Here is a 22,712-nt window from a genome sequence, read left to right as displayed (position 1 = left end):
ACTATTTCAGTAGTAAGAAATTTACTTATATGACCGAATCAAAAAAATACCCGAAAGACGTTTTTATTTCTTTACCCGAATTGCTCAAGAAAGAACATTCGGCAAGAAGTCTTAGTTTTTTATCCCGAAAGCATAAAGTAAATAGTGTGCTGTCAGGGAAACATGCTTCAAAACTTCGTGGAAGAGGATTAGAATTTGAAGAGGTTAGAAATTATGTAAAAGGAGATGACATTCGCAATATAGATTGGAAAGTCACCGCTAGAACACAAAAAACGCATACAAGAGTTTACACTGAAGAAAAAGAAAAACCGGTCCTTATTGTAGTAGATCAATCTAAATCTATGTTTTTTGGCTCACAAAAGAGGACAAAATCAGTTGTTGCAGCAGAGTTAGCAGCTATTGCGGCTTTTAGAACTCTCAAAGAAGGAGATCGAGTAGGCGGAATTGTTTTTGCTGATAATGATTTTGATGTGATTTCGCCAAAGCGAAGTAGGAAAAATACAGTACATTTTTTTGAGAAAATTGTTCAACGTAATCAAGAATTAATAAACTCTAGACCCATTGAATTTGAACCTGCTTTAAAAAAAGTGATTCAACGTATTAATAATCTAGTAACCCATGATTTTACCGTAATCATTATTAGCGATTTTATACGTTATTCTCCAAAACTTATAAAAGCAATTGCATCTATTTCTCGTCATAATGATTTGATTTTAGCAAAAATTGCAGATCCTTTAGAGTATGCTATTCCAAACGAAAAATTTGTAGCCGGAAACCTTACTAATCAAATTGTTATAAATGGAAAAAGTCAGACAATAAACAAAGCATTTCAACAAGGATTTACTAAGGATTATAATAGCTTCAAAAATGAAATGAGAAAATACCATGTTCCGGTATTTATGGTAGATACGGTTCAAAAATTAGATGATCAATTAAAAGAGGTTTTTGGTAAATTACAGATAGCGAGATAATGATGATTTACTTAATTCAAATACAAGACTCTATTGCTCAAACTAAAGAATTAAAATCTTTACAATTACAAAAACTTTACGAACCCGAACCAGTTGCATTTACTTTTGAAACAATAGGCTGGAAGGTATTGGCTGTTGTTTTATGTATTATACTTGTATGTACTTCTTTTATTCTTATAAAAAAATATATTAAAAACGCTTATCGTAGGCGTGCGCTTAAAAAATTAGAAGAAATAACTTCTATAGTAGACGCGTTAATTATTTTGAAAAAAGTAGCAATTCAGACGTTTGATCGAAATAAAGTAGGCAATTTATATGGCGCTCAATGGCTGGAATTTTTAGATCAAACAGGAAAAAAAGTTAATTTTTCTAGCTTAAAAAAAGACATTGAAACGGCTATTTACACAAATGATGAGGTAGACTCAAATGTAAGAGCGGCTATTATATTAAATTCAAAAAAATGGATAAAAACGCATGCCAGATAACTTTGAAATAGCAAATCTTTGGGTCTTTTTTCTTATTCCGTTACCATTTTTGGTATATCTGATTTTTCCGGCTGTAAGATTAAAAAGTGCTGCCTTATTTTATCCTGTATTTAATAATGCGGTAAATTATACAAAGCAAAAACCCAAAAAAGCAGCATTCATTAAGAAAAGAAATTTCTTTATTTGGTTGTGTTTATTTCTATGTTGGGTTTTAACTTTATGTTCATTGGCTTCTCCTCAAATTGTTGGAGAGCCGGAAATGAAAGTGAAAACTTCACGAAACTTTTTGATAGCAGCTGATATTTCTTTTAGTATGGCCCAAAAAGATTGGCTTATAAATGGTGAAAAAGTAAGAAGATGGGATGCTGTTAAAAATGTAATGCATGAGTTTATTCATAAAAGAGAAGGAGATCGGATGGGATTAATTTTTTTCGGTTCGAGTTCTTATATACAAGCACCATTTACTCCAGATTTACAAGTTGTAGATCAAATGTTAGAAGAAGCAGATGTTGGTATGGCTGGTCAAATGACGCATATTGGGAAAGCAATTACCAAAGGGGTAACAATGTTTGATAAGGATACGATTAAAACAAAAGTAATGCTATTGCTTACTGATGGAGTAGATGCCGGAACCGACATTCTACCTTTAGACGCTGCTGGCTTAGCAAAAAAAGATAGTATTAAAATTTATACTATTGGTATAGGAAATCCGGGAGGAGCGGGTAATGATCTAGATGAAAATACACTAAAAGATATAGCGAGTCTTACTAAGGGTCAATATTTTAGAGCTAAAGATAAAAAACGTTTAGAGCAAATTTATACGGAGCTTGATAAATTAGAACCTATCGAGTATGAAGAGGAACAAAATAAACCGATAACGCTGTTATATTATTATCCTTTAGGAATTGCTATTGTCATAATATTAATATTAATGTTGTTTTTAAATTTAATTAAGCTAATTAAACTAGTAAAGCAAAAACAGGAAACACATGTATGATGATTTATTTCCTATAAATTGGAGTGATTTTCACTTTTTAAGACCGCAATTTTTATGGTTGTTGGTTGTGGTTTTTGTATTGGTAATTATAAGTTTATTATCGATGCGACAGGAAATGAAATGGAAAAAAATTATAGCACCTCATCTACGTAAATATACTATTTCTAAAGGTAGCAATATAGCTAAGTTTTGGATGCATTTGGTTTTGCTATTTACTATGGTTTTTGGAATTCTAGCACTTGCAGGTCCTACCTGGAAAAAAGTAAAAATACCAGGTCAAAAACTAGAAACCCCCGTGGTGGTCTTATTAGATTTATCGCAAAGTATGATGGCTGAAGATATACAGCCTAATCGATTAGAACGAGCTAAATTTAAAATTCAAGATCTTATAAAATATAATCCTAGAGCCAGGATGGCTTTAGTTGCATTTGCAGGAACAGCACACACTGTTGTACCATTAACAAAAGATTATGAAATTATAAAAAGTCACGTAGAAGGATTAAGACCTTCAACCATGCCTTTTTCTGGTTCAAATCTTCAAGCGGCACTTCAATTAGGCGATTCGTTAACACAAGTAACAAAAGCGCCTGGTACATTAGTGGTTATTTCAGATGATTTTGGAAATGAAGAAATTTCAATTCTGACAAGTTTTGTGAGTAATTCAAAAAACAAGATTATCATTTTACCAATGAATACACCAAGCGGAGGAGAAATACCAGCACCTAACGGAAAATATAATCTTAAAGATAAAAATGGAAAAATAGTACGGTCCTCTATAGATCCTAATATAATTTCAATTTTACAAGAAGTAGAAAAAGTAGATGTTCAGCACTTAACACTTGATGATAGTGATGTAGAATTTATAGCCAAAAAAATCAGTGAAAATTTAGTATTCACCTCAAAGGCAGAAGAAAAAGAAGACGTGTGGCGCGATGTCGGCTTATTATTAGTTATACCAATGGCAATTTGCCTGCTGTTTTGGTATAGAAAAGGCTGGGTGTTATACACACTAGGTTTTTTGCTCTTGTGCTCCTGTAATAGTGAAAATAGTTTTTCAGATATATGGTTTACCAAAGATTATCAAGGTCAACGACTTAGCGATGCTGAAAATTATAAAAATGCGGCAGAAACCTATTCAGATCCTTTAAGAAAAGGAATTGCTTATTTTAAAGCAAATAATTATGAAAGTGCTATTTCTGCTTTTGCTAAAGATACTACTGCTGAAGGAGCCTATAATTTAGGTTTGGCTTATTTTAAAAATGGAGATTATGCAGCAGCGCAATTTGCTTTTGGTTTAGCAGTAGAGAAAGATCCTAATTTAACCGCTGCTAGGCAGAATAGTAATGCCTTAGAAAAGTTATTGCCAGCTACAGATAAAATGACTCCTAAAAATGCTGAAGAATCTCAAGAGGGAGAGCAGGCAAAAAATATGCAGAATAAAGATATGGAGGATCTCAGTGGCGGTGGACAAGAAGCTACTAAAGAAGATATGAAGAAAGAACGAAAAGAAGAAACGGTAAATACCAGTATACGGAAAGGAAAAGAACTAGATGAAGTGCCAGAAAATATTGAAGCAAGTGTACAAAAACCGAGTAAAGAAAAAGTATTAATGCGAAAGGTTAACGATGATCCTGCCTTGTTTTTACAACGAAAATTTAAATATCAAGCAAAAAAATATAATATGAAACCTCAGCAAACCGATGGAGAAAAATGGTAACATAATTTATGGTTTTTTAATTGTATTTCTATTTGTATTAGGAACTTCAAAATTGAATTCTCAAACTGTATGGGCAAACGTAGACCTAAATAAGTCTAGTGTATATGTAGGAGAACCTTTACAAGTTAGTATAACTGTTTATACATCTACCTGGTTCACAAAAGGAATAGATCTAGATAATTTGAAAGTAAATGGCGCTTTCTCAGTATATTTTAGACCTGTAAGCAGATCTTTTGTAAGTAAGGGGCAAAATTATGCGGGAGTGGAGTTAATTTATAATGTATTTCCCTTTAGCGAAGATGACGTTATTTTTCCTGCTTTAGAAATTGAAGTAGAAACCCCAGCTCCCGGAGATTATAAAGGAGCTAAACGAATTGTAAAAACAAAGGAAAAAACCATTAAGGTAAAACCTGTTCCACCAAATTTTGAAAATGACCAATGGTTAGTCGCTTCAAGTTTAAGTGTTCGTGAAAATTGGTCGGGTAACAAAAACAAAGTAAAAGTTGGAGATGTATTAACAAGGACTATAACTCGAAAAGCAGCAGGAACAGTTCCTGAGCTTATTCCACCAACGGTATGGGATAGTTTTCCTCACGTCAGTTTATATGAAGGTAAACAATTTATAGATAATTTTAAATCTAAAACTTCAATTAGCGCTCAACGCACAGAAACCGTCCGATATTTATTTGAAAAAGAAGGAGAAATTACAATTCCTGAAAAGATATATACTTGGTATAATCCTTATCAGAAAAAGCTTTTTAAACGAACATTAAAATCGTTTACTATAAATGTAGCTAGAAATCCAGACTTGGGAATGCTAACAAGCGTAAGAGATTCTTTAAAACTTGAAGAAGCGAAAATAGCAGAAAGCGTTGAAAAGAAAACTAAGACAAAAATTTTAGGACTTAGTGTAAAACAATTCACGCTAGTATTACTATTAAGTGTACTAATTTTACTAGCATTAATTTATAGTTTTAAAAAAATTGTTAGACAGGTTATTAAGGCAAGAGAAGCTTATAGAAATTCAGAGAAGTATTATTTTAATAAATTTCTGAAAACATTAAAGCAAAAAAATAAAGAAAAAACCGTAAATACATTTTATAGATGGCTAGATGAACTTAATCTAAACGAACCTACACTTACCTATTTAGTAAAAAATTTTTACAGTAAAGAAGAAAAAATTGAAGATGAATATGAGTTTCTACTTCATAAAAACCGATTAAAAAAAATTAGAAAAAACTATTTAAAAAATCAATTTGGTAAACCAACTGATAGAGTAAATTGGATTAATCCTTAAAATTAAAACAGGGAACTTTTTCGTTCCCTGTTTTATCGAAAGCTTTTTAAAATTAATTAGAACTTCTAAATAAAAATTTTTATTCAAAAAAGAACTCTATAGTATAAGTTGAGTTTTCATAGTGCTCTTTTTGATATTTTGTGTAAAAACCAGTTTCATTTGTTTCTAATGATAAAGCAGAACTCACTTGATCTGTTCTTAAATTGGTAGAATGTTCCAATCCAATTATAGATTCAAAATCTACTGAATTAGCATAAACTTGACTACAAAATAACCTTCGCACTCTTTTGCCATAAGAATTGTCTAACACAAAAGACTTTGTATTTTTAATAGTAGAGTAGCTTGGACTAATAGTTTTACCATTATGCATTTCTAACTGAACAATATTGTTGTTTTCATCATAGGTAAATTTATTTTCAAAATCCATTATATCATCTAAATCTCGATCAATTCCAGCTCTTACAACATTATCATTCTCATCAAATTTTAAAATAAATCGTATAGAAACCTCTGTGTTAGAATCATCAAAAGGGCCTGATAACCACTCAAAATAATCAATATTATCATCTTTGTGTATAATTCTATAATAACGGTCTGTTTTTTCCCAATAAATACCTGTTAGACTTTGATTCTCGTCATAAAACAATTGTTGTTTGGTTTCTAGGTCAGCTTCAGATTGAGGGTAAAAGTTTATAAGTTGGTTATTTTTGTACTCATAATGTTTATGATTATTACTATCCATTAATTCATCATTAATATAACTTTCAATTGTATAGTTAGTAAATTTATTTTGAAGAATATCACCGACAGTTAATTCTTTAAAACTTTCATTTTCATTAACAGCAGGTCTATTAATAGTTTCTTTATATGAACTAACTATTAAAGATGATTCAGAAGGATTTTCTGGTGAGTTTATATCATCATCAGAATTACAAGAAAATAAAATAAATGCGGAGAAAATAATTAGAGCGTATTTCATAATAAATAGGTTTGTTTATATATGAAACGTTGTGTTTTTGTATTTCGTATTTTTTAAATTAAAAAAAGAGAACCATTTTTTCATTCTCTATTGTTATTTTATTTATCGTAATTATTCAAAAACTTTAAAATTTGGTTTTCAACCATTGAATAATGTTTTGAGTAGGTTAAATCCCCGTTTATTTTTGGTGATTTGTAAAAATGTATAATTTGCTTTTTACTATTGTCAAAAATAAATATATATGTTGTTATATTTCTTATTTCTAAAGTGTTATTATGATTTAAATGATGTTCTAAGGAATGCTTTTCTGAATAAGTCATCATGTTTAAATTAATAAAAGTTAAAAAAGAAAATTTAGTAGAGCTTTTATCTAAAATAGTTTTCAAATCTAGAGGCAGTTCTTTTTTTTCAATAGAATTTTCTAAGTCAATCAACTTTATTATTTGAATTAAGTTTTTTTCAATAGAATTCTCGGCATCTGAATTTTTTCTTAGAATAACTTTATCACTTATGTTAATTTTATTACTTCTTAAGTTTATTATTGAGTCAATATTATCTTTATAATAACCTCTAAAAGCTTCAGATCCATTTCTTGAATTAGAACCACCAGGTGAGCTATAAACAATAGATGGAATATATGTAAATTCTATTTTTTCATTTTCAGAAATATTTTCATCAGTAAAACTGACTTCCTCTTCGTTTGAATATAAAGACACGTACGGACTTTTACAGGAGACAGAAGATAGAAATAATACGATAAGAAATAGCTTTAATAACTTGTACATAGAAATTACTCAACAGAATCAATTAGAATTTGTAAAATCTGAATAGCAGCATCGCTAATTTTTGTACCCGGACCAAAAACAGCAACTGCGCCGGCATCAAATAAATAATCATAATCTGCTGAAGGAATTACACCACCAACAATGACCATAATATCTTCGCGACCTAATTTTTTTAACTCTTCAATTACCTGCGGAACCAAGGTTTTATGTCCTGCAGCTAACGAAGAAACGCCTAAGACATGCACATCATTTTCAACAGCTTGCTTGGCAGCTTCTTGAGGTGTTTGGAAAAGCGGACCAATATCAACATCAAAACCAACATCGGCGTAACCTGTAGCAACTACTTTTGCTCCGCGATCATGACCATCTTGTCCCATTTTAGCAATCATAATTCGAGGACGTCTACCATCTAATTCCGCGAATTCATTTGCTAATTCTTTTGCTTTATTGAATGAAGCATCGTCTTTTATTTCTTTGCTATACACGCCACTAAACGATTTAATTTGTGCTTTATGTCTTCCGTAAACTTTTTCTAAAGCCATACTAATTTCTCCGATGCTGGCTCGTTCTCTTGCTGCATCTACGGCTAAAGCTAATAAATTTCCTTCTTCTTTTTCTGCAGCTTCCGTTAATTTCGCTAAAGCAGCTTCTGTTTTTGAAGTATTTCGTTCGGCTTTTATTTTTTCTAAACGTTCAATTTGTTGTTTTCGAACGGTTTTATTGTCAACTTCTAGCGTAACAATTGGGTCTTCCTTTTCTCTACGGTAACGATTTGTTCCTACAATAATATCTTGCCCGCTATCAATTCGTGCTTGCTTTTTAGCCGCGGCTTCTTCGATACGCATTTTCGGAATTCCCTTTTCAATCGCTTTTGTCATTCCGCCTAACTCTTCAACTTCTTCAATCAGTTTCCAAGCTTTTTGCGCAATATCATCAGTCAGTTTTTCGACATAATAACTTCCAGCCCAAGGGTCTACTGTTTTAGTAATTTGGGTTTCATCTTGTAAATAAAGCTGTGTATTTCTGGCAATTCGTGCAGAAAAATCTGTTGGTAAGGCGATTGCTTCATCCAAAGCGTTGGTATGTAAACTTTGCGTCCCGCCGAAAGCAGCAGCAGCAGCTTCAATACAGGTTCTGGCAACGTTATTAAACGGGTCTTGCTCTGTTAAACTCCATCCGCTTGTTTGGCAATGTGTTCGTAATGATAAGGACTTTGAATTTTTTGGGTTGAACTGTTTGACCAATTTTGCCCAAAGCATTCTTCCGGCGCGCATTTTGGCGATTTCCATAAAATGATTCATCCCGATTGCCCAGAAAAACGATAGGCGAGGAGCGAAGCTGTCAATATCCATTCCTGCTTCAAGTCCTTTTCTGATATATTCTAAACCGTCGGCTAAAGTGTAAGCCAATTCAATATCACAAGTTGCGCCCGCTTCTTGCATATGGTATCCTGAAATACTAATGCTGTTGAAACGAGGCATGTTTTTAGACGTATATTCAAAAATATCTGAAATGATTTTCATGGAAGGCGTCGGTGGATAAATGTAGGTGTTTCGAACCATAAATTCCTTTAAAATGTCATTCTGAATAGTTCCTGAAAGTTGTTCGGGTTTTACGCCTTGTTCTTCAGCAGCGACAATATAAAAAGCCATTATTGGCAAAACCGCACCATTCATAGTCATCGAAACGGACATTTTATCGAGCGGAATCTGATCAAAAAGTACTTTCATATCTTCAACAGAATCTATCGCTACGCCTGCCATACCAACATCTCCAGCTACACGTTCATGATCACTATCGTAACCGCGATGTGTTGCTAAATCAAACGCTACAGAAAGTCCTTTTTGTCCTGCGGCAAGATTTCTTCTATAAAAAGCATTACTTTCTTCCGCTGTAGAAAAACCCGCATATTGACGAATGGTCCACGGGCGTTTTACGTACATAGTAGAATAAGGTCCGCGTAAATATGGCGGAATTCCCGCTGCATAATTTAGATGCTGTAAATTTTCAAGATCGTCTGCTGAATATACTTTTTTAATGTTAATATTTTCCGCAGTTTTATAGCTGGAAGCATCTTGTTTTTTTGCAGGTGCTTTTTTTAGTTCTATATGTTGAAGGTCTTTTCTGCTCATCGTCTTTACTGATTCTTGGTTATGATTTATCTCCTGAAAAGTTTTAAAAGCTTGCAGGAAATAAACTTAAACATCTTTCTAACTTTTACACTGAATTTTATTTTTTAATAATTTAATGCGATGCTGAAATGAGTTCAGCATGACGTTGTTAGCGTCAACCTGAACTTGATTCAGGTTCTCATTTTGCTTAATATTTATAAGACTAATGTTTCAAGTTTAGGATTATTATCTTTTATTAAATTTATTTTCCAGTCCTTTTTCCAATTCTTTAATTGTTTTTCTCTTAAAATAGCTTGATTTATTTCAGTAAACTTTTCAAAATACAATAAATCTTTTATATTATATTTTGAAGTAAACTTAGAACCGGTTTCTTCACTATGTTCATAAAGCCTTTGTTTTAAATCGTTTGTAACTCCAATATAAAATGTTGTTCTATATTTATTAGAAAGTATATAAACATAAGATAATTTCATATTTAAGAATTATGCGATGCTGAAACAAGTTCAGCATGACGGTTCTTTTTACATTAAAATTTCAGCAATAATTATTCGGTTGCTAATCGTTCTTGTTCACTTTTTTCAGCGAGCCGTTTTTGAATAATGGGTCCGATTAAAGTTTTACGTTTTTCATGTTTTAAAAACGGGTCAACTTCAATGTCTTGCTTCATTTTATCTTCTTCATTTACATATTTATTGGTACCGACTAAGGTGATTTCACCATTTTCAAATTGTGTTTTTTCTTTATCGGCACTTTCTTTTATTTTTCGCTGAATGGTTCCTTCCTTTAATTCAGTAAGAAAACCGCCGCCTTTTTCAATGGTTTTAAAAACTGCTAAAGCTTTTTCTGATAACTGCTCCGTAATGGTTTCAATGTAATAACTCCCATCACTAATATTTGCTACTTTATTAAAATAGCTTTCATTTTTTAGAACTAAAAGCTGATTTCTGGCGATTCTTCTTCCAAATTCGTTATCGTGATGATAAATTTCATCGTAAGCGAAATTGCAAACCAAATCGGCTCCGCCTAAAATTCCGCTCATGCATTCGGTAGTGGTGCGTAACATATTTACATTATAATCGTAAAGTGTTTTGTTGCGTTTTGTAGGAAATGCGAGAATGTTAATTTCTTCCGGCATTTCATAAGCCGAAGCAATGGTGGCGTATAAATTACGCAAAGTTTTTAGTTTCGCGATTTCAAAGAAATAATTAGAACCTAAAGCTACCTTAAAAGTCGGTTTAAATTTTTTAGCTTCCGTAGAGAAATTCGTTGAAATATGATTTAAATATTCATTAACGTGTGCCATAGCATAAGCTAATTGTTGCGTACAATTGGCACCACCGTTTTGATAAACTTCTGTATTTATAGAAATTACGCTTTCTATAGAATTTTGTAATTCAATAAAAGAAGCGAGTTTTTCGTGATCTGTATTTAAGTTTTTAAACCAATTTCCGCTTTCTGCGAGATTTCCAATAATATCAATTCCGACAGAAATTTGATGCTTTTTATCTTGAAGAAAAGCTTTTAATTCCTCGGCTGTATTTTTATTTAAAAACTGAAATTCTAAAAATATAGGAAGTTCAGTTAAATCTAATTCTTTTAGAATTTTAATGATGTCGACTTCTACTGAAGCAATTTGAAGCCACAAACTTTCAGCACCTTTATCTATGCTTTCCTTTAGCTTTATATGAATATTTTCTTCATCATGAATTACAAAACGCTCTGTAATTTTCCAATCGGTTGGTGTTGCTGAAATCTTTTTTTCGGTTACATCTTCTTGATGATAAAATGGTTTTACATCAATTCCTTCGTTGCTACGAAAAATAAGACTTTTGTAATCGGCTCCTTTTAAATCTACTTGAATTTTTTGTTTCCATTCTTTAGCAGAAACCTCCTGAAAATCTTCAAATAATTTTTTACTCATATTAATCTTTTTTGAGGCTATCTTTATATTCAATAATAAAGACATCTTCGTTTTCGCGTTTCATAAAATATTTTTCGCGGGCAAATTTTTCAAGTTCAAAAGAATCGTCTAAACTTTTAATAATAGCTTTATCTTTATTAATTTCTGTTTTATAATATTTTTTGTTGTTGTTGAGTTCGTTAATTTCTTGATTTAATTCTTGGTGTACAAGCCAAGAATTGCTGTCTAAAAAAAACATCCAAACACCAAAAAATAGGATTATAAGCACGTATTTGTTGCTTACAATCTTAAACCATTTTTTATTACGTAACTCTTGAAAACTCATCGCTACGAAGATACAAATTTAGTCTAAACCATTTTTTATAATTGCTTGAACAATATTAACAGCTGTGCTATTGTAATGATTGTTTGGAATTATAATATCTGCAAATGCTTTGCTGGGTTCTATGAATTGCTGATGCATAGGTTTTAAGGTGTTTTGATATCGCGTTAACACTTCTTCTAAGTTTCTACCGCGCTCTTTTATATCTCTTTTTAGTCTTCTTATTAATCGCTCGTCTGTATCTGCATCTACAAAAATTTTCACGTCAAATAAATCGCGTAATTCTTGATGATTGAAAATGAGAATTCCTTCTACCAAAATTATTTTTTTAGGCTCAATTTTTTGCGTTGCTGCCATTCGGTTGTGCTCAATAAAAGAATAGGTGGGTTGCGCTATAGTTTTTCCTGTTTTTAGTTCTTTTAAATGTGTTGTCAACAATTCAAAATCTATGGCATCAGGATGATCAAAATTTATTTGAGCGCGTTCTTTTTGGCTAAGTTTATTGTTTTCTTTGTAATAAGAATCTTGAGAAATTAAGTTAATTTCATTTGAATTAAGTGAATCTAAAATTTTTTTAACAAGACTTGTTTTTCCGCTTCCGGTTCCACCGGCAATTCCAATAATGAGCATCTTATTTTTTGTTAAAAGTAGTGATTTTAATGATGATGTCCGCCTTCTTCTTTTTGAGATTCTGCTAACAAATAATAAGCATTATTAAAAGCATAGGTAGCTTTTTCATCTTTTTTGTTTAAAAAAGCAATAGCTGTCCAACCAGATTGACTTTGGAGTGTTTTTATTTCTACCGGTTCAAAAAACCATTCTTCATTTTTTTCTTCAGCTTTAAAAATATAATAACGATCACCTTCTCGTACTATCGCATCTTCAGGTAGCGCGTAGTTTTGCTGATTGTCAGTTTCTATACGACCTTGAATATACATTCCCGGCAATAAATTTTCTTTATTTCCTTTTATTTCGGCGTGTACGTGTACTGCTTTTGGTTGTTCTTCAAATGTTTTTCCGATGGAATAAATTTCGGCTGATAATTCTTTATTCGGTAAGGATTGAACGTTAAATTTGATATGTTGACCTTTTTCAATTTTAGAAATATCATTTTCATAAACCATTAAATCTGCATGAATATGATGCGTGTTTATAATATCAAACAAATGTGTTTGCGCTTCTACAAACTGCCCGGTTTTTATATTCACTTTTTGAATATAACCATCAATCGGACTTTTAACTTGAACACGTTCTTGAATTTCTCCTTGCTCAATTTTTTGTATCGAAATATTTAGCAAACGCAATTTTGCTTTTAAGCCACTTAAAATTGCATCATTTTTTTGAAAATCACTTTGTGCTTTTTGGTAATTTTTACCCGATCCAACTCCGGCATCATATAATTTTTTTTGGCGTTCTTTTTCTTGTAACAAATAGCTTTTATGATTGTATGCTTCTAAATAATTGCTTTGCATTTCAATTAAATTTGGGTGGGTTAAATAAGCAAGTGTTTGTCCTTTTTTTACCTCATCGCCTTCAATTACATTAATTGAATGTATTGTTGCGCCTACTACAGAACTTAAACTCGCTTCGTTTTGTGGCGGAACTTCTAAGCGCCCATTGGCTTCTACAAAACCGCTAATATTTCTTTTTTTTACGACACCGATTTTTAGATTAAGCGCTTCAGCCTTCTTTTTTGATATATGGATTTCTTCTTTATCTGAAGAATTTACATTTTGTTTTACCGGTTTGTTTTCGACTTGATTTTCTTTGCAAGCCATAAAAAACACACAAAAAAACAAGAGTAAAAAACCTGTTTGAAATTGATGTTTTTTTATAGAATTCAAATTCAATAGAAATAAATTTGATTGTTTATATAAGGTTTTCATAATTATTGTTGATAATAGATTAATTGAAATAAGGCTTCCCAATATGATTTTTCAGCTTCAATTGCTGCCATTTCTGTAGAAACGGCTTCAGCCACCCACTGTGTAAATTCTGTATAGGTAATAGCACCTTCTTTGTAAGCCAATAATGCTCCTTTTTTTTGTTCTTCGGCCAAGGGCAAAGCTTCCGTTTGGTAAAATTGATAGTTTTTTTGCCAAGTAAAAAAACTTTCTAAGGCATTTTCATAGTCAATTTGAATTTTTTGTTCCGTAAAACTCAAATTATTTGAGGCAATTTCTTGTTCAATTTCACTACTTTTTTGTTGTCTTTTTTCTGCTCCAGAAAATAACGGAATAGAAACTCCGGCTTGATAAGAATAAAAACCGCCATTGCCATTTATTTCTTGAAATCCATACTGAACATTAAATTTAGGTAGAAGTTGATTTTTTGCTAGACGATGTGTAGCTTCAGCGTTAGCTAATTTCTTTTCAGCGAGTTGAATTTCAGGATGATTTTCTATACGATCACTTTTTCTTATGGGAATTTCAATAATCGGTTTTTCATCTGTTATTGAAAATAAAGTATCGCTAGCTAACCATAAATTGAATTTTTTTAAACTGTTTTTATAAGCTTTTTTATATTGACTTTGTTGAAGTGAAATTTGTCTTGCTTTTATAATTGCCGATTTATATTCTAATTGAGAAATAGCTTCAACTTCAAAATTTAATTGCGCCGCTTTTGTGAACTTTTTATAAATAGAATCTAAAGATTTATAGAGCTTAAATTTTTGTTTATCCGTATAGACTTGCGTCCAAGATTTTCTAACGGCGAGTTCTAATTCAATTTCCGAAAAATTGGCTACTTTTTCAGCTAAAGCAATACGAGTTTCTAAGAGATTTTGTTTGGTACCAATTCCTAATAAATCAATATCTTGCTGATTAATTCCCACCAGTGTATAAACTCCGCTGCCGTTGTTAATTTCTTCTCCTGCGGTAAAAATTTTAGTTGTTCCTAAATCAACTACTTCACTTTTATAGGTTTTTTCCTGTTCAATAGACAAATTTTTATTTTGCAGTAAATAATATTGTTTTTTAGCTTTTTCTACGGCCTCTTCTAAATTTATTGTTGGTGTTTTTCCTTGACCAAAAGAAAAACTTGAAGAACATAAAGCCAATAGAACTATGGCAAAACCAGGTTTGATTTTTAGCGCTCCTTTCTTTTCTTTTCGTTGTTCAATCCATTTGTATAAAACCGGAAGAATAAAAAGGGTAAGCAGGGTAGCGGTTAACAAACCACCAATAACTACAGTAGCTAGTGGTTGTTGCACTTCTGCACCTGACGATGTAGAAATTGCCATAGGTAAAAAACCGAAAATATCGGTTAAAGCGGTAAGCATAATTGGCCGTACCCGTCTTTTTGTTCCTAATAAAATTCTATCGGTTAAATTTGTTTTTCCTTCTGCTTTTAATTCATTTAAACCATTAATCATCACTAATCCGTTTAAAACAGCAACACCAAAAAGCACAATAAAACCAACTCCGGCAGAAATGCTAAACGGCATATCGCGTAACCAAAGGGCAAAAACTCCACCAATACAAGCCATAGGAATGGCTAAGTAAATCATAAGTGTTTGCGAAAAAGATTTTAAGGCAAAATAAATTAAGATAAAAATTAATAATAACGCGATGGGAACTACAATTTTTAATCGATTGCTGGCACGTTCTAAATTCTCAAAAGCGCCGCCGTAGCGAATATAATAACCAGTTGGTAAATCAAATTCTTGATCGAGTTTAGTTTGAATATCTTCTACAACAGATTTTACATCGCGATCTCTAATATTAATACCAACATAAGTTCTGCGATTGGTATTATCTCGGCTAATTTGCATCGGTCCGGATTGATAGCTGATATGAGCTAATTCGCGAAGCGGAATAGAATTTCCGTTCGGTAAATTGACATAAATATTTTGAATATTTTCAATTTCCTTTCGTTGATTTTCTATTAATCTAACAACCAGGTCGTAACGTTTTTCTCCTTCAAAAATAACACCTGCTTTTCCACCGGCAAAAGCAGTTTCAATTAAGGTATTTAACTGATTTACTTTTACACCATATTGTGCCAGTTTATTTCTATTGTAATGTACTGTTATCTGTGGTAAACCGCTAGTAGCTTCCACTTTCATATCGGCAACACCATCTATTTCAGCAATAATTTCTCCCATTTCTTTAGCTTTATCAGCCAAAACCTGTAAATTTTCACCAAATAATTTTACCGCAACATCTTCACGAACACCGGTTAAGAGTTCATTAAACCGCATTTCTATTGGTTGAGTAAATTCATAAGAAACTCCGGGAATAATATTGATTTGTTCCTTAATCTTTTTAATGAGCTCGGCTTTACTTTCAGCAGAAACCCAATCTGATTTTGGTTTTAAAATCACAAAAATATCAGCAATATCCATAGGCATAGGATCGGTAGGAACATCTGCAACGCCAATTCTACTTACAACAGATTTTACTTCTGGAAATTCAGCTTTTATAAGTTGCTCTATTTTTGTAGTAGCTTTAATCGATTCGCTTAACGAACTTCCGGGCTTTAAGATAGCGTGAAAAGCTATGTCGCCTTCATCTAATTGTGGGATAAATTCGCCTCCCATTGATGAAAAAGTTACTGCAGCGAATGCTAATAAGCCTAATGCTGCAAATAAAACTAATCTTCCTTTTTTTAAGACTTTATTCAGGCTTTTTTGATAGATGTTTTCTACTCGAAGTACAATTTTATCTCCCCAACTTTTTTTCAGCTTTTTTGGTGCACGTAAAAATAGTGAAGAAGCCATAGGAACATAAGTCAAGCAAAGAATCATAGCACCTAGCATGGCAAAGATAAAAGTGAGTGCCATGGGTTCAAACATTTTTCCTTCAACGCCTTCTAAAGCTAAAATGGGTAAAAAGACAATCATAATGATAAGCTGCCCGAAGAAAGCAGAATTCATCATTTTTTTAGATGAATTTTTAGCGATATTATCTCTCTTTTTATCACTTATTTCTTTCCCTTTTTTTACAGCAGCATACAAGAAAAACACGGTGCTTTCCACAATTATAACGGCACCATCTACAATAATTCCGAAATCTATAGCGCCTAAACTCATCAAGTTTGCCCACACATCAAAAATGTTCATTAAAATAAAAGCAAACAATAGCGAAAGTGGAATAGTGGAAGCTACAATTAAACCGCCACGCCAATTACCAAGTAATAAAACCAAGACAAAAATTACAATTAAACCACCTTCTACCAGATTATTGGTAACCGTTGAAGTTGTTTTTTTTATAAGATTGCTCCGATCTAAAAAAGGTTTTACGTGAACACCTTCTGGAAGTGATTTTTCTATTTGATTCATGCGTGTTTTTACACGCTGAATAACTTCATTGGAGTTTGCACCTTTCAACATCAAAATCATTCCACCAACAGTTTCTCCTTGTCCGTCTTTGGTTAAAGCGCCGTAGCGAACAGCGTTTCCGATTTTTACGTTAGCAACATCTTTTATTTTTATAGGAATACCTTGCTGATTGGTAATAACGATTTGTTCTAAATCTTGAATACTTCTCGCTAAACCTTCGCCACGAATAAAATTTGCTCGATGGTTTTTTTCAATATAAGCGCCTCCGGTGTTTTGATTATTTTGCTTTAATGCTTCAAAAATCTGATTAATGCTAATTCCGATAGCTTTTAATTCGTCAGGATGTACAGCAATTTCGTATTGCTTTATTTTTCCGCCAAAGGCGTTTACTTCAACTACACCGGCAACCAGTGCCATTTGTCTCCGAATAATCCAGTCTTGAATGCTGCGTAATTCTGTAAGCGAATACTTGTCTTTATATTCTTGGTCAACCTCTAAAGTATATTGATAAATTTCGCCTAAACCTGTTGAAATTGGTCCCATAAAGGGTTTCCCGAATTCTTTAGGAATATCTTCTTTTATTTGATCCAATTTTTCGCCCACCAACTGGCGTGGTAAATAATTGCCAGCATCATCTTCAAAAACAATGGTGACCACGGAGAGTCCAAAACGCGAAACAGAGCGTATTTCTTTAACTTTTGGCAGATTGCTCATGGCAACTTCTACCGGGTAAGTCACAAATTGCTCAATATCTTCGGTTCCTAAATTTGGAGCTTGGGTAATTACTTGAACTTGATTGTTGGTTATATCTGGCGTGGCATCAATAGGAACTTGCTTTACACTCCAAATTCCGGTGCCAATCCAAGCTAATATCATCAACCCGATTATAAATTTATTTCGGATTGAAAAATCTATAATTTTATTAATCATGAATGTTAATAATTCAGTTAAACTTAAGGTGATTTTTTCCGCGAATGCGAAAAGAGGTGTCTGATTTATAGACACATGTATCCTAGAAAAACTAAATTATACCCGAGGCGGTTGGAGAAGTTGCTTGCTTATTTCTTTTCCAAAACTATTAAAATGAATGAATTCTACCGTGGAAATTTCGGGAGTAATAGGTTGAAAATTTGCAATGTTAAATTGTGTAACGTGAACGTGACAGCAGTGACATTGGCAAAAAGGAGAGCAAGAATCTCCAGTAGTATTATGTTGATGATCGTTTGCGTTTTGATCCAGTTCAATCAAAACTTGAGAATCTTCTGTAGCAGTGCTATTATCATTGCAAGGAACAAAATTTAGTCCCAAAAAAAATATAGATAATATGATTGTGAAAATTCGCATCTGTTACAAATGTAATTAAAAATAGCTTATTTCGAGTGAAAACTATTGAATAGAATCTATTACACTACCACAGGTTAGCATAGCTTTTCCAAAATAAGGATTTTTAATCTTTTTTTCTGAACTAATCCATCGCGCTCCTTGATTATTGTTTGCCATCGGACATTTCTGAATGTATAGATTGGTAGGAAAATTAGTCAGCATTGAAGCAATTTTTACGGTGCTTTCTGAAAGCGCAATAAAAAATTTTCGCTGTTCTTCAATAGAATTGCTTTGCTGAATTTCTTGCAAACTCTTTTGTATGGTGGAAAAATATTGTTGAAAATCTTCATTTTCAGCAGAAAAATCTTCTTCATTTAATTGCTGAATTATTTTTGTAGAAAGCGATTGAATTTCTTCCTCATTAGAAGCTACAAAAGCATCTTTCAATGTTAAATAAGATTGCAAAAATGAAATAATTACTTGTTGTTTCGCTGGCGTTAAAACTATTTTTTCTGCACTATTTTGATTCATCATCGACTTTTTACCTTGTAATTGTGCGGCGGCATCTACGGTGAAAGTCCCGTTAGTTACAATTTCATCACCAATTTCCAATCCGTTTACAATTTCATAATTTTCACCTAAATCGCCACCAAGTTGTACTTCTCGCAATTCAAAAACAGGCTGTTTTGCATTTGTTTTAATGTAAACAATTGAACGTTCGCCGGTCCATAAAACTGCACTTTTCGGAATTATTATAGTTTCTTTTTCAGCTGAATTTTGATTTGCAGTTTCAACTTGAGCCATTACAAACATTCCGGGTTTTAATAATTGATTTTTATTCGCTAATTCTGCTCTTACCGTTACAGTTCGCGTAGATGAATTTAAAACTGGATCGATAAAACTAATTTCCGCCTCAAAATTCTGATTAGGATAAGCGTTGGTTTTTATAGCAATTTGTTGTCCTTTTTTTAAAGTTTCAATTTGATTTTCATACGCATCAAAAACTGCCCAAACATTATCGAGATTAGCTACTTTTACAATGGGTTGCCCTTTTTTTACATAATCGCCTTCTTCAACCATTTTTTCGGTTACCGTTCCATTTACAGAACTATAAATAGGAAAATTTTCTTTTACTTTTCCTGAAGTTTCAATAGCATTTATTTGATTTTCAGAAAGCTTCCAGGATTTTAATTTGTTACGAACCGCTTGATATAGTTTAGGCTGACTTTCTTTAGATTTTGCAGCGGTTAATAATTCTTGCTGCGCGGAAACTAATTCTGGCGCGTAAATAGTAGCGATTAACTGACCGCGATTTATTTTTTCACCTTTAAAATTTACGGCCAAATTTTCAATTCTCCCGTCGAAATAAGCCGATTGAATTGCATTCGCTTCTTCATTTTCTTCAATTTTACCGGAAAGTTGAAGCGCTGAACTGGTAGTTTCAGAATTTCCGATGATTGTAGTTTGAATATTTGCTAAGGCTTGCGCATTTTCTGTCATTCTAAATTGATCTTTTGTCAATCCGTTTTCTGAAGAAGAAGCAGGAATCAGTTCCATTCCGCAAATAGGGCAATCGCCGGGTTCTTGACGTTCAACTTGCGGATGCATCGAACACGTCCAAATTTGGTTTTCTTCGGTTTGGGTGTGCTGCTGTTTTTCTTCAGAAGAAGAATAAAAAAACAGATAGCCTAGAAAAATTCCGCCTATCAATAAAAGCAAGTAAATCAGGTATTTTTTCATTTTATATGGTTAAAATGTTAATCAATTTTGGTCGCTCGTAAGCGCAGCGCGTTTGTAATTACAGAAACTGAACTAAAACTCATCGCTAAAGCGGCGATCATTGGCGAAAGTAAAATCCCAAAAAACGGAAATAAAATTCCCGCCGCGATCGGTACGCCAACACTGTTATAAATAAGCGCGAAAAATAGGTTTTGTTTAATATTTTTCATCACTTTGTCGCTTAGGTTGAGCGCTTTTACAATGCCGTGTAAATCGCCTTTTACTAAGGTAACTTCTGCACTTTCGATCGCAACATCGGTTCCCGTTCCCATAGCGATTCCTATATTACTTTGGGCGAGGGCAGGAGCATCGTTAATTCCGTCGCCCGCCATGGCAACTTTTTTTCCTTCATTTTGCAAACGTTCTACTTCCTGTTGTTTGCCGTCGGGAAGCATATTGGCTTTAAAATTATCTAATCCTATTTCTTTCGCAACAGCTTCAGCGGTTTGTTCGTTATCGCCGGTAAGCATCATTACTTCAATCCCTTTTTCATGAAGTTTGGCAATTGCTTTTTTGGCACTTTTTTTAATAGGATCACCAATGACCACATAACCTAAAGCTTCATTTTGATTGGCGAGGTAAGAAACAGTTTTTCCTTTTTCTTGCTGTTGAAGGATTTCTTGCTGAAGATCTTTTTCAATACGAATCGAATTTTCTTCCATCAAGCGTTTATTTCCTAAGAAATAAGTTTCATTTTCTAATTTTCCCTGAACGCCTTTTCCGGTGATCGATTTAAAATCTTGCGTAGGCTGAAGTTGAATATCTTTCTCTTTCGCAAAGTTAAGTGTGGCTTTTGCTAACGGATGTTCACTATATTGATTTAATGAAGCGATAAGTTGAAGCACTTTTTCTTCGGAAGTAGTTTTAGAAAAACCTATTTTTTCAACTTTTGGTTTTCCTTCGGTGAGCGTTCCGGTTTTATCTACGATAAGCGTATCGATTTTATTGAGTTTTTCGAGCGCTTCCGCATTTTTAATAAGCACTCCATTTTGCGCGCCTTTTCCTACGCCGACCATTACCGACATTGGCGTGGCTAAACCTAACGCACATGGGCAGGCGATAATTAAAACGGCGACGGCATTTACAAAAGCATATACATAAGCCGGACTCGGACCTACTAATGCCCAAATGATAAAAGTAATGATCGAAACGCCTACTACGATCGGCACAAAATAAGCTGAAATTTTATCGGCTAATTTCTGAATTGGTGCTTGGCTTCGGCTAGCTTTATTCACCATTTCAATAATTTGCGAAAGCAAGGTTTCGTCACCAACTTTTTCTGCTTTCATCAAAAAGCTTTGTTGCCCATTAATGGTTCCAGAACTTACTTTGTCGTCTTTATTTTTTTCTACAGGAATGGGTTCCCCGGTGATCATCGATTCGTCAATAGAACTTGAACCTTCGGTAATCATTCCATCTACCGGGATTTTCTCTCCGGGTTTTACGCGTAAAACATCACCGACTTCAATTTGATCGACCGCAATTTTTTCTTCTTTACCGTCAACAACTTTTGTAGCTTCATTCGGACTTAATTTAATCAACTCTTTTACGGCAGAATTGGTTTTACTATGGGCTCGCGCTTCCATTACTTGGCCCAATAATACCAAAGTGAGAATAACCGTTGCGGCTTCAAAATAAACGTGTACCGTTCCGCTTTCGGTTTTAAATTGTGGCGGAAAAAGATTAGGGAACAACAAAGCGACGACACTAAAAATCCACGCGACTCCGGCGCCAATCCCAATTAGTGTGAACATATTGAGGTTCCAGGTTTTGATAGATTTATAGGCGCGTTCAAAAAACATCCAAGCGGCATAAAAAACTACCGGAATCGATAAACCTAACTGAATCCAGTTCCAATACTTCAACGCTAAAATGTCATAAAGCGGATTATCGTTGAGCATTTCTGACATCGAAATGATAAAAACCGGCAAGGTGAACGCAAAAGCCAACCAGAATTTTTTACGTAGTTGGCGGTAATTTTTTTCTTCTGCAGAAAGATCGGGTTCTTTGGGTACGAGATCCATTCCGCATTTAGGGCAATCACCGGGCGAGTCTTCAACCACTTCAGGATGCATTGGGCAAGTATATTGTGTTCCTGTTGGTTTTGTAGAAACTTCTTCTACCAAATCCATTCCGCAGACCGGGCAATCACCGGGTTGATCGTATGTTTTTTCGCCTTCGCAATGCATCGGGCAGTAATAAACTCCCGTACCATTTTTAGGCGATTTTTTTTGTTTTTTATGTGGTTGAACTTCATCTTCAAGAAGATGAATAGAATAACTTCCGCCGTCATTTTTTAAAGCTTCTTGAAATGTTTCAAGCGGAATGTGTTTTTCCATTTCAACTTCAGCTTTCGAATTTGCCAGATCGACTTCAACATTTTTAACTCCGCTAACTTTGGCTAAGGTTTGTTGCACGTGGTTTTGGCAACCTGAGCAAGACATCCCGTGAATATGATACGTATGTTTCATGGTATTGGAATGTTCTTCAGGAAGATGAATTGAGTAATTTCCACCATCTTTTTTTAAAGCTTCTTGAAATGTTCGAAGCGAAATGTGCTGTTCCATTTCAATTTCAGCTTTCGAATTTGCCAGATCGACTTCAACATTTTTAACTCCGCTAACTTTGGTCAAGGTTTGTTGCACGTGGTTTTGGCAACCCGAGCAAGACATCCCGTTTATATGATAAGTGTGTTTCATTTTTTTAAACTTTATCTACCAAAA

At 33.3% G+C, this 22,712-nt stretch carries 17 protein-coding genes; 5 read left to right on the top strand and 12 right to left on the bottom strand.

Annotated elements, in window-relative coordinates; all coding sequences use genetic code 11:
- Positions 1 to 29 precede the first annotated feature (29 nt).
- From D9R05_RS01950 to D9R05_RS01930, 5 genes are read left to right on the top strand one after another with little or no spacing between them, the layout of a single operon-like run.
- Positions 30 to 971, top strand: a complete 942-nt coding sequence (locus D9R05_RS01950; protein WP_121665529.1) for a DUF58 domain-containing protein — start codon at positions 30 to 32, stop codon at positions 969 to 971.
- The gene (locus D9R05_RS01945) at positions 971 to 1,456 is read left to right on the top strand and encodes a DUF4381 domain-containing protein (protein ID WP_121665528.1); all 486 of its coding nucleotides are present in this window, start codon (positions 971 to 973) and stop codon (positions 1,454 to 1,456) included. Before D9R05_RS01950 ends, D9R05_RS01945 begins: the two co-directional genes overlap by 1 nt.
- Positions 1,446 to 2,453, top strand: coding sequence for a VWA domain-containing protein (locus D9R05_RS01940; protein ID WP_121665527.1), 1,008 nt, complete (start codon positions 1,446 to 1,448; stop codon positions 2,451 to 2,453). The genes D9R05_RS01945 and D9R05_RS01940 overlap by 11 nt, the downstream gene beginning before the upstream one ends.
- Positions 2,446 to 4,170 carry a vWA domain-containing protein gene (locus D9R05_RS01935; RefSeq protein ID WP_121665526.1) on the top strand — a complete coding sequence of 575 codons (1,725 nt, stop codon included), beginning with the start codon at positions 2,446 to 2,448 and terminating at the stop codon, positions 4,168 to 4,170. The genes D9R05_RS01940 and D9R05_RS01935 overlap by 8 nt, the downstream gene beginning before the upstream one ends.
- Complete coding sequence (locus D9R05_RS01930; RefSeq protein ID WP_121665525.1) at positions 4,154 to 5,467, top strand: BatD family protein; 1,314 nt, start codon at positions 4,154 to 4,156, stop codon at positions 5,465 to 5,467. The genes D9R05_RS01935 and D9R05_RS01930 overlap by 17 nt, the downstream gene beginning before the upstream one ends.
- 79 nt (positions 5,468 to 5,546) lie before the next feature.
- On the opposite strand, the gene D9R05_RS01925 is transcribed toward D9R05_RS01930, so the two are convergent.
- The 12 genes from D9R05_RS01925 to D9R05_RS01870 form a co-directional block, all read right to left on the bottom strand.
- Positions 5,547 to 6,446, bottom strand: coding sequence for a hypothetical protein (locus D9R05_RS01925; protein ID WP_121665524.1), 900 nt, complete (start codon positions 6,444 to 6,446; stop codon positions 5,547 to 5,549).
- 98 nt (positions 6,447 to 6,544) lie between these two features.
- A complete protein-coding gene (locus D9R05_RS01920) occupies positions 6,545 to 7,231 on the bottom strand; it encodes a hypothetical protein (RefSeq protein WP_162984872.1) in 687 nt (228 codons plus the stop codon).
- 5 nt (positions 7,232 to 7,236) lie between these two features.
- Positions 7,237 to 9,393, bottom strand: a complete 2,157-nt coding sequence (gene scpA, locus D9R05_RS01915) for a methylmalonyl-CoA mutase (RefSeq protein WP_262696556.1) — start codon at positions 9,391 to 9,393, stop codon at positions 7,237 to 7,239.
- Between the two features lie 164 nt (positions 9,394 to 9,557).
- Complete coding sequence (locus D9R05_RS01910; protein WP_121665521.1) at positions 9,558 to 9,836, bottom strand: GIY-YIG nuclease family protein; 279 nt, start codon at positions 9,834 to 9,836, stop codon at positions 9,558 to 9,560.
- A 71-nt stretch (positions 9,837 to 9,907) separates the two neighbouring features.
- A complete protein-coding gene (locus D9R05_RS01905; protein WP_121665821.1) occupies positions 9,908 to 11,284 on the bottom strand; it encodes a methylmalonyl-CoA mutase subunit beta in 1,377 nt (458 codons plus the stop codon).
- Position 11,285: 1 nt separating this feature from the next.
- The gene (locus D9R05_RS01900) at positions 11,286 to 11,609 is read right to left on the bottom strand and encodes an FtsB family cell division protein (protein ID WP_121665520.1); all 324 of its coding nucleotides are present in this window, start codon (positions 11,607 to 11,609) and stop codon (positions 11,286 to 11,288) included.
- A gap of 18 nt (positions 11,610 to 11,627) precedes the next feature.
- Positions 11,628 to 12,296, bottom strand: coding sequence for a uridine kinase (gene udk, locus D9R05_RS01895; RefSeq protein ID WP_262696555.1), 669 nt, complete (start codon positions 12,294 to 12,296; stop codon positions 11,628 to 11,630).
- Entirely contained in the window at positions 12,263 to 13,492 is a 1,230-nt protein-coding gene (locus tag D9R05_RS01890) for an efflux RND transporter periplasmic adaptor subunit (protein WP_121665518.1), read from the bottom strand. The genes udk and D9R05_RS01890 overlap by 34 nt, the downstream gene beginning before the upstream one ends.
- A gap of 2 nt (positions 13,493 to 13,494) precedes the next feature.
- Positions 13,495 to 17,817 carry a CusA/CzcA family heavy metal efflux RND transporter gene (locus tag D9R05_RS01885; protein ID WP_121665517.1) on the bottom strand — a complete coding sequence of 1,441 codons (4,323 nt, stop codon included), beginning with the start codon at positions 17,815 to 17,817 and terminating at the stop codon, positions 13,495 to 13,497.
- Between the two features lie 96 nt (positions 17,818 to 17,913).
- On the bottom strand, positions 17,914 to 18,231 hold the full coding sequence (locus tag D9R05_RS01880; protein ID WP_121665516.1) for a DUF6660 family protein: 318 nt from the start codon (positions 18,229 to 18,231) through the stop codon (positions 17,914 to 17,916).
- Positions 18,232 to 18,273: 42 nt separating this feature from the next.
- Positions 18,274 to 19,950, bottom strand: a complete 1,677-nt coding sequence (locus D9R05_RS01875) for an efflux RND transporter periplasmic adaptor subunit (RefSeq protein WP_121665515.1) — start codon at positions 19,948 to 19,950, stop codon at positions 18,274 to 18,276.
- Between the two features lie 17 nt (positions 19,951 to 19,967).
- Positions 19,968 to 22,688 (bottom strand): heavy metal translocating P-type ATPase, encoded by a 2,721-nt coding sequence (locus tag D9R05_RS01870; protein WP_121665514.1) that lies wholly within the window; start codon positions 22,686 to 22,688, stop codon positions 19,968 to 19,970.
- Positions 22,689 to 22,712: the final 24 nt, after the last annotated feature.

The sequence above is a fragment of the Mesonia aquimarina genome (genome assembly GCF_003667275.1).
Classification (GTDB): domain Bacteria; phylum Bacteroidota; class Bacteroidia; order Flavobacteriales; family Flavobacteriaceae; genus Mesonia; species Mesonia aquimarina.
The sequence above is the reverse complement of the archived record's forward strand: the minus strand, read 5'-3'. Positions and strand labels throughout refer to the sequence as shown.